This window comes from Photobacterium sp. HL06 (genome assembly GCF_059552575.1).
On record NZ_CM183915.1, the window covers coordinates 959,779 to 975,400 of the forward strand.

At 51.9% G+C, this 15,622-nt stretch carries 14 protein-coding genes; 1 reads left to right on the forward strand and 13 read right to left on the reverse strand.

Annotated features, from left to right (window positions below; translation table 11 throughout):
• Window positions 1–16 precede the first annotated feature (16 nt).
• The 9 genes from AC51G0_RS22710 to glyA form a co-directional block, all read right to left on the reverse strand.
• Window positions 17–697, reverse strand: coding sequence for a DUF4336 domain-containing protein (locus AC51G0_RS22710; RefSeq protein WP_496303921.1), 681 nt, complete (start codon window positions 695–697; stop codon window positions 17–19).
• A 204-nt stretch (window positions 698–901) separates the two neighbouring features.
• Complete coding sequence (nhaC, locus tag AC51G0_RS22715; RefSeq protein ID WP_496303923.1) at window positions 902–2,344, reverse strand: Na+/H+ antiporter NhaC; 1,443 nt, start codon at window positions 2,342–2,344, stop codon at window positions 902–904.
• A gap of 178 nt (window positions 2,345–2,522) precedes the next feature.
• Window positions 2,523–3,395, reverse strand: a complete 873-nt coding sequence (gene purU, locus AC51G0_RS22720; RefSeq protein ID WP_496303924.1) for a formyltetrahydrofolate deformylase — start codon at window positions 3,393–3,395, stop codon at window positions 2,523–2,525.
• A gap of 76 nt (window positions 3,396–3,471) precedes the next feature.
• Entirely contained in the window at window positions 3,472–4,128 is a 657-nt protein-coding gene (locus AC51G0_RS22725) for a sarcosine oxidase subunit gamma (protein ID WP_496303925.1), read from the reverse strand.
• Complete coding sequence (locus AC51G0_RS22730) at window positions 4,121–7,141, reverse strand: sarcosine oxidase subunit alpha (RefSeq protein WP_496303926.1); 3,021 nt, start codon at window positions 7,139–7,141, stop codon at window positions 4,121–4,123. Before AC51G0_RS22730 ends, AC51G0_RS22725 begins: the two co-directional genes overlap by 8 nt.
• Window positions 7,138–7,434 (reverse strand): sarcosine oxidase subunit delta, encoded by a 297-nt coding sequence (locus AC51G0_RS22735; protein WP_496303927.1) that lies wholly within the window; start codon window positions 7,432–7,434, stop codon window positions 7,138–7,140. The genes AC51G0_RS22730 and AC51G0_RS22735 overlap by 4 nt, the downstream gene beginning before the upstream one ends.
• A gap of 17 nt (window positions 7,435–7,451) precedes the next feature.
• Entirely contained in the window at window positions 7,452–8,702 is a 1,251-nt protein-coding gene (locus tag AC51G0_RS22740; RefSeq protein ID WP_496303928.1) for a sarcosine oxidase subunit beta family protein, read from the reverse strand.
• Between the two features lie 57 nt (window positions 8,703–8,759).
• Window positions 8,760–10,136, reverse strand: a complete 1,377-nt coding sequence (locus tag AC51G0_RS22745) for an L-serine ammonia-lyase (RefSeq protein ID WP_496303929.1) — start codon at window positions 10,134–10,136, stop codon at window positions 8,760–8,762.
• A 48-nt stretch (window positions 10,137–10,184) separates the two neighbouring features.
• On the reverse strand, window positions 10,185–11,438 hold the full coding sequence (gene glyA, locus AC51G0_RS22750) for a serine hydroxymethyltransferase (RefSeq protein ID WP_496303930.1): 1,254 nt from the start codon (window positions 11,436–11,438) through the stop codon (window positions 10,185–10,187).
• A gap of 330 nt (window positions 11,439–11,768) precedes the next feature.
• Here glyA and AC51G0_RS22755 point away from each other — a divergent pair, with 330 nt between their 5' ends.
• On the forward strand, window positions 11,769–12,806 hold the full coding sequence (locus AC51G0_RS22755; RefSeq protein ID WP_496303931.1) for a GlxA family transcriptional regulator: 1,038 nt from the start codon (window positions 11,769–11,771) through the stop codon (window positions 12,804–12,806).
• A 213-nt stretch (window positions 12,807–13,019) separates the two neighbouring features.
• Here AC51G0_RS22755 and hspQ read toward each other — a convergent pair whose 3' ends face one another.
• The 4 genes from hspQ to AC51G0_RS22775 form a co-directional block, all read right to left on the reverse strand.
• Window positions 13,020–13,352 (reverse strand): heat shock protein HspQ, encoded by a 333-nt coding sequence (gene hspQ / locus AC51G0_RS22760; protein ID WP_496303932.1) that lies wholly within the window; start codon window positions 13,350–13,352, stop codon window positions 13,020–13,022.
• 22 nt (window positions 13,353–13,374) lie between these two features.
• The gene (locus AC51G0_RS22765; protein ID WP_496303934.1) at window positions 13,375–13,818 is read right to left on the reverse strand and encodes a GNAT family N-acetyltransferase; all 444 of its coding nucleotides are present in this window, start codon (window positions 13,816–13,818) and stop codon (window positions 13,375–13,377) included.
• Window positions 13,819–13,857: 39 nt separating this feature from the next.
• A complete protein-coding gene (locus AC51G0_RS22770; protein ID WP_496303935.1) occupies window positions 13,858–14,445 on the reverse strand; it encodes a hypothetical protein in 588 nt (195 codons plus the stop codon).
• Window positions 14,446–14,533: 88 nt separating this feature from the next.
• Window positions 14,534–15,454, reverse strand: coding sequence for a DUF808 domain-containing protein (locus AC51G0_RS22775; RefSeq protein ID WP_496303936.1), 921 nt, complete (start codon window positions 15,452–15,454; stop codon window positions 14,534–14,536).
• Window positions 15,455–15,622 lie beyond the last annotated feature (168 nt).

The window sequence follows — 15,622 nt, forward strand, 5'->3', positions numbered from 1 at the left end:
ACAAAAAATCAATAATTTACAAAAACCACTTAAATGAACGGTGCAGAAAATCGCTGGCATTGCAGTTAACAATTTCGCCGTGGGCCATCACGATCCTTTCTGGCTGCCAAAGTAGAATTTGCTGAATATGCGCTTTCACTTCTGCCTTCTTGAAGCTCAGTCGCCAATCTATCGGAGTTTTACCGTTGGGTGCGATGATCCCAGCACCCTTTGCCAATAGGCGTCGCCAGCCTTTGAAGTGATCCTGGGGAAAGTTTTCAATCAAATCTGTCACAATTAAAGTTCGTGTTGAGTGGTGAAAGAAAACACACTCTTGCATCAATTTTGATCCCGTCACCAGCCGCTGTTCGATCTCCGCTTGCCACGGCCACTGGAGATCATGATTCAAGGAACAGTCGAAATGCAGTTCAGGGCGCTTTTTGATTACTTCATCAGTTCCGCACACGCAGGCATCCGGATAATGTTCAATCCAGTCAGCCAAATAGAGATGGTGAAGATGATTGGGGGCCACAAGGTATTTAACTGTCCCAAGTACTGCTAATTGTTCAGCTAGCTGGTGGGAATACCGGATAGGACTGTGCAACCATAACTCACCACTTTGCAGCCGAACCACGGTCATTCTGGTTGTAAAAGGGCAGCAATAAAAAGAGACAGTATCCCCGTCGATAATCCAGAGATCATTCGCTAGCTGTTCCATGCCTTTTCCTTATTCAAGCTTTGGCCGTTTATACAAAACGCTGAATAATCATAACGCGCTAATGGCCCGGTTAATTAAACAAGTGGCTTAATAAAACAACATAATAAGAAAAATGAGAGCACCTCGTCATTCCATTGCAGCAAACAGACAATAATTCAGGGGGAGCTTGTAAAGCTCCCCCCTTTTCCGCTTAGACAACAGCCGCTATTTACCCTCCACCTGTGGCTCGCCGGGTGATGGTGCTAGTACGGTAAACTTATTAGTCGCCGCATACACAATGCTAAGTAACGGTGATATCCAACAAGCAAACGCCAACGGAATATACAGCAGGTTTTCGATATTGCCATCCGCAATACCCAGTCCCAGCGCACTGATCACCACCGAGCCGCCCGCATTCCAAGGAACCAGCGGTGAAATCAGCGTCCCGCCCTCTTCTACCGCACGGGAGAGGTTCAACTTCGAATACCCCCGTTCAACATAAACTGGAGCAAACATACGTCCCGGCAAGCTGATAGACAGGTAAGGGTCGCCGGCGACAAGGTTTGTCGCCATTGCGGTACCAATGGCCGAGCTTTGCAGCCGAACGAAAGACTGGGTTTTCTTAAGAATGGCCTCAACAATGGTTTCCAGGCAGCGGGTACGCTCCAGAGCGCCGCCAAAGCCCAAGGAAATCATTACCAGAGTGATCACCCAGGTCATTGACTGGATCCCGCCCCGGCCCAATAGCGAGTCAATTTCCGAAACCCCGGTATTGATTTCATATCCGCTTTGCATGTAGCGGAATACATCATGGATCGTCACACCTTGTGCGACAACCGCCAGCGCCGCGCCACTCACGACCCCAACAAACAGCGACGGCAAGGTTGGCAGGCGGGCGAACGAGCACCCGAAGACCAACAGTGGCGGCAACAACAACCAACCAGACAGGGTAAAATTGCTTTCAATGCCCTCAATGATCAGCGCCACCTTGGCGAAATCGGTAGACTGTAAACCGCTGGCATCAAAGCCAACAAAAAGGTAGATACCAAAGGCCATAAGCATGGCGGGTACCGTGGTGGGCAGCATGTTTTTAATATGGTCAAACAAGCTCACCCCGATAACCGCTGGTGCAAGGTTGGTAGTATCCGACAGGGGTGACATTTTATCGCCGAAAAATGCCCCGGAAACCACCGCTCCGGCCGTCCAGTAAACCGGAATATCAAAACCGACGCCTATCCCGACCAATGCCAGACCCACGGTACTCACTGTTCCCCAGGACGTTCCCAGTGACAGCGAAACAACCGAGCACAGCAACATACTGGCAGCCAGGAAAATCTCAGGGCTCAAGATATTGAGGCCGTAATAAATCAAAATCGGCACTGTTCCGCTGGCTATCCATACGCCAACTATCATCCCGACAAGCATCAAGATGGCAATCGACTGCAACGCCACCCGCACCGTGTGCAGCATGCCATCTTCAATATCATGCCAGCGGTAGCCCCGCATCCAGGCCAGAGAAGCCGTCAGCCCTATTCCGATAACCAATGGTATATGCGGAGTAAAGTCATCAAATACAAACAGCTGAACCGCTAGTACTGACAGCGTTAGCACTATCGGAAGCAGTGCCATCATCAAGCTGGGTTTTGCGCTTTGACTCTGTTTTGTCATACCTCATCTTCCTTGTTTCAAGTTTATGGCCGAATAACAGGTGCAAGCACCCGGGGCATGCCAGCCAGCAGTGATCTGCCGGCCTGACAACCCTTTCCTTTGTTGTTACGTTTACAGCATGAATACCAACAGCCGCATAAACCTCTCAGCGAAGCTGTTGGTAAAACTTACCTTTGGCTCACGAGCGCTCGAACACCACGGTTTTGTCGTTGAACAGGAATACCCGTTTCTCGACGTGATATTGAATAGCCCGGGCCAGTGTCAGGGATTCGACATCCATCCCTTTCCTGGCCAAATCAGCGGGGTAATAGGTATGATCTACCGTTTCCATTCCCTGGGTAATAATCGGCCCTTCATCCAGATCGTCACTGACATAATGGGCGGTAGCCCCCACCATCTTGACCCCTTTGTTATAGGCCTGGTGGTAAGGCTTGGCGCCTTTGAAACCCGGTAACAGCGAGTGGTGGATATTAATGGCCTTGCCCGCCCAGCGAACGCACATTTCATGGGAGAGCACCTGCATGTAGCGGGCAAGCACCAACAGCTCGCAGCCAGTTTCATCTAAAACGGCTTGAACCTGAGCTTCCTGCTGCGGCTTGGTGTCGGCGGTGATTGGAAAGTGGTAGTAAGGAATATCGTGCCACTGGGTCAGTGACTGTAGGTCGGGGTGGTTGGAAATCACGGCTCGAATATCAACCGGAAGATTGCCGGTTCGGTAACGGTATAGCAGGTCGTTCAGGCAGTGATCGTATTTAGAGACCATGATCACCACTCTAGGCCGATAATCTGGCGGCGTCAGCTCCCACTCCATCTCAAACGGTTCGGCCCGCTCGGCAAAGGTGGCGCAAAACGCAGATTGGTCAAGCGGGGCATTATCTTCCACGCGAAATACCGCGCGAATGAAAAAGCGGTGGTTCAGGGCATCGTCAAAGGAATTAAGCTCTGTGATATAGCAGCCAAATTCCCGCAGGAAACGGGTTACAACATCCACCGTACCCGATCTCCCGGGACAGCTTGCAGTCAAAATATACGTCAAACTTTGCTGGTTCATATCCTCGTCCTATTCAGTACCAAGTCCGGCAACATGGCTCTAGCCAGCCCACGCTGCCGGATCAATTACAGAAGTATCATCGCCGGTACGCCACACCATATTCCTGACAGGCATCCAGCAGCCACATCCACAGATAGTCGGCAAAACTGCGGCGCAAGATCAATTCAAACGCCTGCTCACCGGTGCGGCGCAGCTGAACTTGCGACTTCGCAAATGCCGTGCCGACCACCTTGCCGATGGGAAAGTGACTAATATGGACATCATAAAGCGTCGACTTTTTCAGCACGTTTTCAGCATTAATGCCGGACAATGACACTAACGTCTGTCCACCGCTGACATCGGTCACGGCAAAATGTCCGCTAAGGTGTTCACGCAATGCCGCTTCAATTCCGGCGGCTTGCTCCGGCTCACCAATGATCAGCCACTCATCAGGCGACTGCCAGTACACCCGCAACCCTTCGTTCTGCACTGTGGTGCCCGGTATCATCGGCAGTGCTATCCCCAGCGCGGCTTCTACCCCTTCGACAAAAGCCAGATTGGTCGCATTGCCTCTCAGCACCAGGTGGCTCATCCCTTTCAGCTCCTCGATACATACCGTCGGTTGCTGCGAGGGCTGGGTCAGCTTCACCATCTCGACATGGTGCAAAGGGGATTCCGACCGTGGCGACCAATCTGATCCAGGCTGCACCTTCACTTTGTTTTCGACCTTATTTACAGCTGTAACATCAGACATTCTGGCGTTCTCCTTTAGGATCATAGAATACGGAACTGGTTATTTCGGCCTCGACAGTGGTGCCGTCTGCCAGCGGGAAGTACACCTTCTCACCAATGCGAGACAAACCACCTTTAATCACACCTAGGGCTATTGAGCGACCAAGGCAAGCACTGTAGTAACTGGAAGTGATATGCCCCACCATGGTCATCGGAATAGACTCATTAGGATCACGCACCGCTTGTGCCCCCTCCGGCAGTACCTGATCAGGATTGGTCGTAAGCAGGCCGACAAACTGCTTACGGTCATCACGCTGATTGTCCGGCCGGGTCCACGACCGCTTGCCGAGATAACTGAACGGTTTGTTCTTGCCGACAATCCAATTCATGTCCATATCCTGAGGCGAGACGGAGCCGTCCGTATCCTGTCCAGCGATAATAAAGCCCTTCTCAGCCCGCAGAATATGCATGGTTTCCGTACCATAAGGGGTAATATCAAATTCCTTGCCGGCAGCCATAACCTGCTCCCAGACATACAGCCCGTGGTTAGCCTGAACATTGATTTCAAACGACAGCTCACCAGTAAAGCTGATCCGGAAGATCCGGGCATCGACACCGGCAACCTTGACCGACTGCCAACTCATATACGGGAACCCTTCATTCGAGACATCATGGCCATCAACCAGCTTTTCCAGCAGCTTGCGGCTGTTCGGGCCGGAAATGGTCATTGTTGCCCAGTGGTCGGTCACGCTGGCAAAATAGACCTCGAGCTCAGGCCACTCTGTCTGGTGCCACAGCTCCAGCCATTCCAGCACCGCCGCCGCTCCCCCGGAAGTGGTGGTCATTATGAAGTGGTTATCATCAATACAGGATGTCACGCCATCATCGAAGATCATGCCGTCTTCTTTGCACATGATGCCGTATCGACAACGTCCCGGTGCCAGCTTGCTCCATGGGTTGGTGTAAATACGATTGAGGAACTCACGGGCGTCTTTGCCTTGGATATCAATCTTGCCGAGGGTGGAAGCATCCAGGATTCCGACACTTTGTCGCGTCGCCAGACATTCGCGATCAAGCGTCTCCTGCATGGTTTCACCTTCTTTCGGGAAATACCACGGTCGCTTCCACTGACCGACATCTTCAAATTTCGCGCCGTGCTGAATATGCCATAGATGCATTGCTGTAAATCGGGCAGGATCAAACAAGTGTCCTGCATCCCGGCCAGCCAGGGCCCCGAAAGTCACCGGGGTATACATCGGACGGAAAATCGTAGTGCCAGTCTGTTCAATTGTCTGATTCAACGACCTGGCCGCAATGGCCATACCGTTAATATTCGAGGTCTTGCCCTGATCGGTACCAAACCCCATCGCAGTGTAGCGTTTGACGTGTTCGATAGACTCAAAGCCTTCCCGGATCGCCAGCTCGATCCCGGCAGCGGTGACATCATTCTGGAAGTCGACAAACTGCTTCGGTGCCCGACTGGTTAGCTGGGTATGCGGCACGTGATACAGCGCCATCGCCGGGGCTTCTTTGGGATCATTGGCAACCGGTGTAGCAAAATGCCGCTCAACCAACATACCACCCAGCGCTTCTCCGGCCGCGAGTCCGGCTCCAGCGCCCTCGGCCAGCACTTCAGTCAATTTATAAGTGCCTACAATACCACCAGCATTAAGGTGATTCTGCGTCGTCGCCCCCGGTACAAACCCTGCGATATCATCCCGCCAGACAGGCTTGCTGCCAGAGTGGCAAGACAGGTGCACCACCGGACTCCAGCCTCCCGAGCTGGCAATCGTGTCACAATCAAGCGAAGTCACTTTACCGGTAAGCTCGCTGCCATCCTCATTGATTGGTGCAATCTCAGCGGCTTTCATCCGCTTTTTGCCTTTAACATTTATCACGGCATGACCAGTGATCACCTTGATCCCCAGATCACGGGCAAGCGCCGGTAACTCGCCTTCTGCCTGCTGGCGGGTGTCAATCACCGCCACCACTTCCCGACCGGCGCGATGCCAGTCAATCGCTGCATGGTAGGCATGATCATTGGCCGTCATCAGCACCAACTTGTTACCGGGTACCACAGCATAGCGCTGAATATAGGTCGACACGGCAGAGGCCAGCATACAGCCCGGCACATCATTGTTACCAAATACCAACGGCCGCTCAAGCGAGCCTGTTGCAAGGATCACCTTCTTGGCCCGGATGCGATGCAAACGCTGGCGGGCACCGGGTACGCTCTCACCCAAATGATCGGTACGCCGCTCGACCGCGCCGACAAAATTCTGATCGTAATAGCCAAAAGCGGTGGTACGAGGCAGCAAGGTAAAATCTGGATCGGCGTACAACATCTCCAGCGTCTCTGCCAGCCATGCCGACGCAGGCTGATCATCCAAGGTCAAGGAAGTCGATAGCAACGCGCCGCCTAACTCGTTTTGCTCATCGACCAGCATGACTCGCAGGCCGCCGCCACACAAGGTTCGTGCCGCGGCCAGACCAGCCGCCCCACCGCCAACAATCAGTACCTCACAATGGTGATTCATTTTGTCGTAAGTGTCGGGATCAGGGGTGCCAGGCACCTTGCCCAAACCGGCCGCCTTGCGAATATACTTCTCATAGGTCGGCCACAGGCTTTGTGGCTGCATAAAGGTTTTGTAATAAAACCCCGGCGGCATCATGGCGCCCCCCACTTTGCCCACCGTTTCCATCAGGTCTAAATCAACATTGGGCCAGCCAGCCACAGAGGTTGCCTGCAGATTCGGATAGAGCTCCGCCTGGGTTGCCCGAATATTGGGGATTGTGGTGCTTTCATTACTGCCGACCTGCAAAATGGCATTCGGCTCTTCTGCACCCGCACCGAGAATGCCTCGGGGACGCGAGTATTTGAAACTGCGGCCAACGACATCAATGCCGTTAGCCAGCAGGGCCGATGCTATGGTATCGCCCTGGAAGCCCTGGTATTGCTGACCATTAAATGTAAACTGCATAGTGGTTCGGCGGTCAATCCGCCCACCGGTATCGAGTCGGTTTTGCTGGCTCATCCTTGGGCCTCCTCACAACTTGACGGTGCACTCTCGCCCATCTTGTATACGTGCTCAATTTGATAGGTCACCGTATTGCGGGTGACGTTAAAGAACTTGCGGCATCCCGCTGCGTGAAGCCACATCTCATGATGCTGGCCTTTGATGTTCTTTCGGTGAAACAGGTAACGCCCCCATGCTTCATCATTGAGTGACTCCGGATCGGCAGGCCGGACAATATGGGCCTCCCCACCATAGTGGAACTCATCCTCTTCACGCGTTTCGCCACAGTAAGGGCAGTAAATTTGCAACATCGTTTCTCCTCCCTGCGCTAGTGCGCGACACCGGCTGCACCGTGCTCATCAATCAGATGGCCGGTAACAAAGCGGTCGATATTGAATGGTTTGGCAAGCGGGTGCGGCTCATCATGGGCAATCGTGTGGGCAAACACATGACCTGATCCCGGCGTCGCCTTAAATCCACCCGTCCCCCAGCCACAGTTAAAATAAAGGCCGTCGATATGGGTCTTACTGATGATCGGACAAGCGTCCGGACAGGTGTCGACAATGCCGCCCCAATGACGGTTCAGGCGAACCCGACTGACAATCGGGAACATTTCGATAATCGCCGCAATAGTGTGCTCGATGACCGGGAACGAACCGCGCTGACCATATCCCAAATAGCTGTCTATTCCAGCGCCGATAACTAAATCACCTTTATCTGACTGGCTCATATAGCCATGGACATGGTTCGACATCACCACCGTATCAAGGCACGGTTTCAGCGGCTCCGACACCATGGCCTGCAACGGGTGCGATTCGAGCGGCAGGGTCATATTCACCATTTTCGCCAGCTCGCCCGAATTCCCGGCAGCGACGCAGGCGACTTTACTGGCTCCGATAAACCCTTTCTTGGTTTCCACCCCTTCCACTTTGCCGCCGCTAACACGGATGCCGGTGACTTCGTTTTGCTGGATGAGATCAACCCCTAGCTGATCGGCTGCCCGGGCAAAGCCCCAGGCCACCGCATCATGGCGGGCTGTACCGCCCCGCGCCTGCCAGCTGGCTCCCAATACGGGATAACGGGCATCCGGGGAGCAATTGAGGATAGGCACCATCTCCTGCACTTCAGCCGCAGTGAGTACTTCGCCATCAATCCCGTTGAGCCGGTTAGCATTCACCCGGCGCTCGATATCCCGCATATCCTGCAGGGTATGCCCCAGGTTCAACACCCCGCGCTGGCTGAACATCATGTTGTAATTAAGATCCTGGGACAAACCTTCCCACAGCTTCATTGAGTGCTCATATAAATGGGCAGCTTCATCCCACAGATAGTTGGAACGTACAATGGTGGTATTACGGGCTGTATTACCGCCCCCCAAATACCCTTTTTCAATCACCGCCACATTGGTGATCCCGTGCTCTTTGGCCAGATAATAAGCGGTTGCCAGGCCGTGCCCGCCACCGCCGATAATCACCACGTCATACTTTTTTTTCGGGGTTGGATTACGCCACACCCGCTGCCAGTTTTCATGGTAGCTCAGGGCATGTTTAAACAGCCCGAATCCAGAATAGTTGTTCATTCTTCACCTTCCGTAGAGCGGTACAGATGCCAGTTGCCTGCACCGAATAGGATTAACTCAGCACTCGATAACATTCACCGCCAGACCGCCGCGAGATGTTTCCTTGTACTTGTCCATCATGTCTTTACCGGTTTCGCGCATGGTGCGGATCACACTGTCAAGCGAAACAAAATGTTCACCGTCTCCCCGCATAGCGATAGCCGCTGCATTAATGGCTTTAACCGCTGCCATGGCGTTGCGCTCGATGCAGGGCACCTGCACCAAGCCACCAATCGGATCACAGGTCAGCCCCAGGTTATGCTCCATGCCGATTTCCGCCGCGTTTTCCACCTGCTCAGGCGTCGCCCCAAGCACTTCAGCCAGCCCCGCAGCCGCCATGGCACAGGCCGAACCCACCTCGCCCTGACAACCGACTTCTGCCCCGGATATCGACGCGTTCATTTTAATCAGCGCCCCAATGGCAGATGCCGTCAGCAAGAATCGGATCACGCCTTCTTCATCAGCGCCATCGCAGAAATTCACGTAGTAATGCAACACGGCAGGGATGATGCCTGCGGCCCCGTTGGTCGGTGCCGTTACAATCCGTCCGCCGCCCGCATTCTCTTCATTGACAGCCAAGGCATAGAGGTTGACCCAATCCATTGCCGCCAGATGATGATTTTTGGCACTGCCGGACTCCTCGATTAGCTGGCGGTGCATGGCCGCGGCTCGGCGCTTGACCTTAAGTCCGCCGGGCAAAATACCTTCCTGGGAAAGACCGCGTTGGACGCACCCCTGCATCACCTGCCAAAATGCCAGGATGCCCTGACGAACCTCATGCTCTGGACGAAGTGCCTTTTCGTTTTCCAGCATCAGCTCTGAGATCCGCAACCCATTCTCTTTACACAGCGACAGCAACTCCTCAGCTGAAACAAACGGATACGGCCACTCAACCTGCTCGTTGGCAGAAGGCTGTTCGATCTCCTCCTCATCCAGCACGAACCCGCCGCCGACGCTGTAATAAACCTTGTCCAGCAGCACGTTCCCGCCTTCTGAAAAGGCTCTCAAGCGCATGCCGTTGGGGTGTTGTGGCAGGCTCTCAAGCGGGATATAAAGCAAGTCATCGGCGTCTATAAAGTCAATCTGCCGCTCGCCAGCCAGGTTCAGCATGCCTTGGTGATAAATGGCTGCCACTCGTTCACTAACACTACCCGGGTCGATAGTTTCCGGCTCCTGGCCTTCCAGCCCCATCAACACCGCCGGCCCGGTCCCGTGTCCCACTCCGGTGGCCCCGAGTGAGCCGTATAAATGGCAGCTAACCCGTCGGGTATGCGCTAGCAGACCTTCAGAGCGCAGCTGGCCGGCAAAACGCCAGGCCGCACGCATCGGACCGACCGTGTGTGAACTGGAAGGGCCAATGCCAATCTTCAGCATGTCAAACAAACTGATAGCCATCACAATATCCTCCGTCGGGCCCATAGCAGGGCCCGTACTCCTTCGTGCTTAGCGATAAACCGGATATTCAGCGCAAAGTGAAGCCACTTGGCTGCGAACCGTTGCGATCACGTCATCGTTGTGCAGATCATCAAGAATGTCGCAAATCCACTCAGTCAGCTGGGCGACTTGCTCTTCTTTGAAGCCACGCGATGTCACGGCTGGGGTACCTATACGGAGCCCGCTGGTCACAAAAGGCGACTGCGGATCATTCGGTACAGCATTCTTGTTCACCGTGATATGTGCCTTTCCGAGCGCGGCATCGGCGTCTTTGCCAGTAATCCCCTGATGGATCAGGCTGACCAGGAACAGATGGTTATCGGTACCGCCGGAAACCACGTCATAACCTCGCTTGATAAAGCCGTCGGCCATGACACGGGCGTTCTTCACTACCTGAGCCTGATAGTCGGTAAACTCAGGTAACAGTGCCTCTTGGAAAGCAACCGCTTTAGCTGCGATCACATGCATCAGCGGGCCCCCTTGCCCGCCCGGGAAGACGGCGGAATTGAGTTTCTTCTCCAGCTCTTCATTGCGACGAGCCAAGATCAGGCCGCCACGCGGGCCACGTAATGTCTTGTGGGTGGTGGTGGTAACCACATCAGCAAACGGGATAGGATTCGGGTAATGGCCTGTTGCCACCAGCCCGGCAACATGGGCCATATCAACAAACAGGTAAGCACCCACTTCATCAGCAATCTCGCGAAAACGCTGCCAGTCTATGATCCGTGAGTAAGCCGAGAAACCGGCCACAATCATTTTGGGTTGATGTTCACGGGCCAGCGCCGCTACTTCGTCGTAATCAATTTCGCCAGTGGCTTCATTCAAGCCATACTGCACAGAGTGATAGATTTTGCCGGAGAAACTGACTTTCGCACCATGGGTCAAATGTCCACCATGGGCCAGGCTCATTCCCAGTACGGTATCTCCCGGATTCAACAATGCCATATACACGGCTGCATTGGCCTGTGAGCCCGAATGCGGCTGCACATTGACATAATCAGCGCCGAACAAGGCTTTAGCACGCTCTATCGCCAACACTTCTACCTTATCGACATGCTCACAACCACCGTAATAACGCTTGGCCGGATACCCCTCGGCATACTTGTTAGTCAGCTGGCTTCCCTGAGCTTCCATCACTCGCTTGCTGGTGTAATTTTCAGAAGCGATGAGTTCGATGTGGTCTTGCTGGCGCAAATCTTCAGCCTGCATCGCCTGCCACAGTTCGTCGTCAAATCCCTGAATACGATCATCGTTATAAAACATGCCTTGCTCTCCGTCCGGTCAAACGTAATTACAGGCCACAACCTGTAAAAGAATTGTTAAAACAGGATTAATAGTACAAGGCACGTGCCACAGACGAGTGACCGTTTACGGCGATAAATGATGATTTTGCGACAGGAGGCAATTAGCATTCAATTTATCTAACTCACCTAAAAAAGCCCTAAATGCTTGACACGACGGCATATAGAGTGACATCACACTTGTTTGGTTTTGTTATTCCTCTATCCAATGAGGTGATGTAAATTCATCATTTATGTCATTATTAACCGCAACTAAAAATTCAACAAAATCACAACAATCGAGGCTAATCCGATGAGCCAGAAAAGACAATTCACCGGCACACTACGCGATACCAACAGCTCTTTTCTCCCCCCTCAGCTCTCGGATAACGCACCGATCCATGTTGTCTTCGTGCTGCTGGATCACTTCTCATTAGTTTCGTTCACCAGTGCAGCCGATACCCTGGTTACGTCTAACCTGGTAACGACCTCGCAAAGATTTACCTTCTCGACTGTGGGGATCGATAGCTGTGCGGTTACCAGTGATTTGGGGATCACAATCTCTGCAGATCAAACGTTGGATGAGCTTTCTCATGATACGCAAATTGATTTACTGATAGTCTGCGGGGGATTCAGAAGTCAGCTTGAAGAAATACCGAAACTGTCCCGCAAATTGCGCCAGATTGCCGCTCGAAAAGCCAGGTTCGGGGGTATATGGAATGGGGCGCTTTCTCTGGCCCATGCCGGCGTACTCAAAGAAACCAGGTATGCCCTGCATCCTGACAATCATGCCTATGCCAGAGAGCACTTCCCCGTCAGTAAAGTCACCGACTTAGCTTATATCATCGAAGATAAGATCGTTTCTGCGGCAGGCCCGAGCAGCTCCCTGGAAATGATGCTAAAACTGATTGAACAGCTGCAGGGAGTAGAGATCGTTAATGCCGTCAGAGAAATCCTGTCCTGTGATCGTGCTACCCAGCCCACTGAGCTTCCAAAAGTCCGGGAAGTGTTTGCCCCCTCAACGCCGCAAGCTCTGAAGGATACGGTCCAGTTAATGGCTGGCAATATGGAGGAACCTCTATCCATCGACGAACTTGCCAGTTGGATAGGCTCTTCACGCCGTAAGCTAGAGCGCTTATTTCGTATCCACTTACAAACGTCCCCCTCCCGATACTACCTGGAGCTGCGCTTGACCCATGCCAGGCAGTTACTTCTGCAGTCAAATGACTCTATTGCCACCATTGCGGCGGCCTCCGGATTTGTCACAGCCACCTATTTCAGCCGCTGCTTTAAAGAGTTTTTCTCAATTTCGCCTCTGGCATTGCGAAATCAAAGACAGGGAAATGAATAGAAGTGGGGTTTAGGTAACTTTCAACTAAAAAATCAATGCCCTGCTCGCCACAAGACAAAAAAAGGCTGCCAGATATCGGGCAGCCTGTTCACATTTCGTGGTCTTCACGACACTAGAGCGGCCAGTGATCAAAATCGATATGGGCCTGCCTTCCAGCAAATTATGGGCCGCCAGTATCTTGAAGCCGGATAAGCACAAACAGGCCAAAAATCTTCAGTTAACTCTTCCAACATTCACATACCGCCCATTTTTTAAACCCGTAAAAAACTGCTCGATCATTGGATGATTAATTTTATCGCCACTCGGATCGGGCTCCAGGTTTTGTTCTGCTACATAGGTTAAATTTGTAGCGTCATGAACTAACACATGATACCAGGGCTCATTTTTCGGCGGTCTACTACGCGCAACGGCTTCGTACCATTCGTCAGTCAATTGAAAATGAGGGTCTATATCGACGATCACTCCTCGATAATCAAATAACTTGTGATGAACCAGCTCACCAATGAAATACTTAGCCATGGTAGCCTTAAACGTTGATTCTTTCATTTGTTAGCACCTCAAATAAATATTAGTTCTTTGCTGACAAACGCTCCATATAGATAAATTGCCTATCTTCCCCAACGTTATTGAAACCATAGCGCTCATAAAGCCTACCGACACGATTACCCTGAAGGTAAACCAACTTACATATTTTTCTATCTCGATCCGCTATATTGACAACATCAGACAATATAGCGCTACCGATTCCCCTGCCATGGTACTTAGGCAGCAAAAAGAACCGGCAAAAATATAAGTGATCCTCTCTTTCCTCAACCATAAAAGAGCCAATCGGTTTGTCACCAGCCAAGATCAAAGTGGGTTTACCTTCAGACCATTCTTGTTGATGAATCTTCTTTTGCAGTACCTCATCCCAGCCAAATACAGCCTTAATCGGTCCGTACTCAGCCGCTTTCTTGAGCTTGAAAGCAAATCCGAAATCATCATCGGTTGCTATTCTTGTTGTTATTTTCACGTCGGCTTCTACTTTTTATTGCAGCAATTTAACTTGTTATTACTCAACTTCCTCATACGTCTTGGCCATCTCTTCCGGGGCAATACCATAGCCGCCATCAGCAAGATAGCCGTCTTTATACACCGTCATCCCCTGCTCATTCCATTCAACAGCAATCACTGCGGTTTCTCCGTCTTCGCTGCCAAGCAAAGCTAATACTTCATCTGTGATCGGAATAGCTTTAATCATTTTAATCCGTTTAAAGGGTGCAAACTCGGTAAATTGCGGCAGTTCTCCGTAGGTCGTTTCCCACTTGTCTTTTGGCACCAGCCACTCATTGAACACTGCGCCACTAACAGGCTCGGGATTGCGGGCGATCACCATAGTATCGGAAACCTCATTTTCGGTTTCCAGCTTAGGCTTGCCATTTTCAGCAGCAACATACGTCGGGAATGCACGGCCCATTTCGCGTCGGTGTGGCAAACGGCCATAGGTCAGCGCCTTCTTGCGATACTCTTTGGCAGAGTCAAACTCGACCATAAGATCTGGAATATTCTGGAAGGCTACTGGAGCCGTTTCAGCTGCAACACTATAGCTCGAGAGCCCCATCAAGGAAGCCACGGAAGCTGCAAGCAAGACTTTTTTCATTCAATTTCTCTATCGGATCAGGCTGAATATACTGGGTTATATTAATGCCAAATTCCCCCATCGCATAATTCAGCAAGACAAGTTTAGGTCAGGTTTGTTTTGCCATCGCCTTAACCCGGCCAAAGACTGATAACCCTGCAAGCACGGTTGCCCCGGAAAGTAGTCCTATCGCCGCGTTAATCAACGCCGGTAGCATCAAAGCACCGCCCGGTACCATGGCAACCTGCTCTGTTAGATGATGAACCAACACATGGGAATTCGGGATACTGTGAACAACAATCCCCCCTCCCACCAGGAACATCGCAATGGTACCGACAACGGCCAGAAACTTCATTAGATAAGGTGCTGCATTGATCAATCCATTGCCAATGGCATGCTTGAATGAGGCGACATAGCTGTTTTTAACCAGGTACAGTCCTAGATCATCGAGCTTGACGATGCCTGCCACCAAACCATAGACACCGATTGTCATTAATACAGCAATTAAGCTGATCACCATTACCTGGGTAACAAGGGGAACCTCTTGTACCGTGCCCAGCGCGATCACGATAATTTCTGCCGACAGAATAAAATCAGTGCGGATCGCCCCTTTGATCTTTTGTTTTTCGAACTCAAGAATATCATCGGCCTTGTCCATCTCTTCCAGCAGATCGGACTCTTCAAGCCGGGGAGGGTGGAACAGCTTTTCGACTACTTTTTCAAACCCTTCGTAGCAGAGGAATAATCCCCCTAGCAACAGCATCGGGGTGATCAGCCACGGGGCTATTGCACTGATCAACAAGGCAGCCGGCACAAGAATTAACTTATTTCGAAAGGAGCCTTTGGCAACAGCCCAGACGACCGGAATTTCCCGCTCGGCCCGTACGCCAGAGACCTGCTGGGCATTGAGCGCCAAATCATCGCCCAAGACACCTGCTGTCTTGCGTGCAGCGACTTTACTCATCACCGCGACATCGTCGAGCACGGTCGCGATATCATCTAACAAGGTTAATAAACTTGCCCCAGCCACATATCACTCCTAACAATCAGATTTTATAAGAATATTTTCTAACCATAGCGAACATTCTCATTTTTTCACCTAACTATTCGTGATTGGTCACTCATTGTTTGATATCGATTGTCATATCAATAGCCGACAAGAATAGGGCCCGCACACTTTCAATACGGGCAAGGTTAA

What these genes read in the sequence shown, in the direction of transcription:
- AC51G0_RS22710 (WP_496303921.1), bottom strand. Translation starts at nt 697, where the DNA reads ATGGAACAGCTAGCGAATGATCTCTGGATTATCGACGGGGATACTGTC.
- nhaC (WP_496303923.1), bottom strand. Translation starts at nt 2,344, where the DNA reads ATGACAAAACAGAGTCAAAGCGCAAAACCCAGCTTGATGATGGCACTG.
- purU (WP_496303924.1), bottom strand. Translation starts at nt 3,395, where the DNA reads ATGAACCAGCAAAGTTTGACGTATATTTTGACTGCAAGCTGTCCCGGG.
- AC51G0_RS22725 (WP_496303925.1), bottom strand. Translation starts at nt 4,128, where the DNA reads ATGTCTGATGTTACAGCTGTAAATAAGGTCGAAAACAAAGTGAAGGTG.
- AC51G0_RS22730 (WP_496303926.1), bottom strand. Translation starts at nt 7,141, where the DNA reads ATGAGCCAGCAAAACCGACTCGATACCGGTGGGCGGATTGACCGCCGA.
- AC51G0_RS22735 (WP_496303927.1), bottom strand. Translation starts at nt 7,434, where the DNA reads ATGTTGCAAATTTACTGCCCTTACTGTGGCGAAACGCGTGAAGAGGAT.
- AC51G0_RS22740 (WP_496303928.1), bottom strand. Translation starts at nt 8,702, where the DNA reads ATGAACAACTATTCTGGATTCGGGCTGTTTAAACATGCCCTGAGCTAC.
- AC51G0_RS22745 (WP_496303929.1), bottom strand. Translation starts at nt 10,136, where the DNA reads ATGGCTATCAGTTTGTTTGACATGCTGAAGATTGGCATTGGCCCTTCC.
- glyA (WP_496303930.1), bottom strand. Translation starts at nt 11,438, where the DNA reads ATGTTTTATAACGATGATCGTATTCAGGGATTTGACGACGAACTGTGG.
- AC51G0_RS22755 (WP_496303931.1), top strand. Translation starts at nt 11,769, where the DNA reads ATGAGCCAGAAAAGACAATTCACCGGCACACTACGCGATACCAACAGC.
- hspQ (WP_496303932.1), bottom strand. Translation starts at nt 13,352, where the DNA reads ATGAAAGAATCAACGTTTAAGGCTACCATGGCTAAGTATTTCATTGGT.
- AC51G0_RS22770 (WP_496303935.1), bottom strand. Translation starts at nt 14,445, where the DNA reads ATGAAAAAAGTCTTGCTTGCAGCTTCCGTGGCTTCCTTGATGGGGCTC.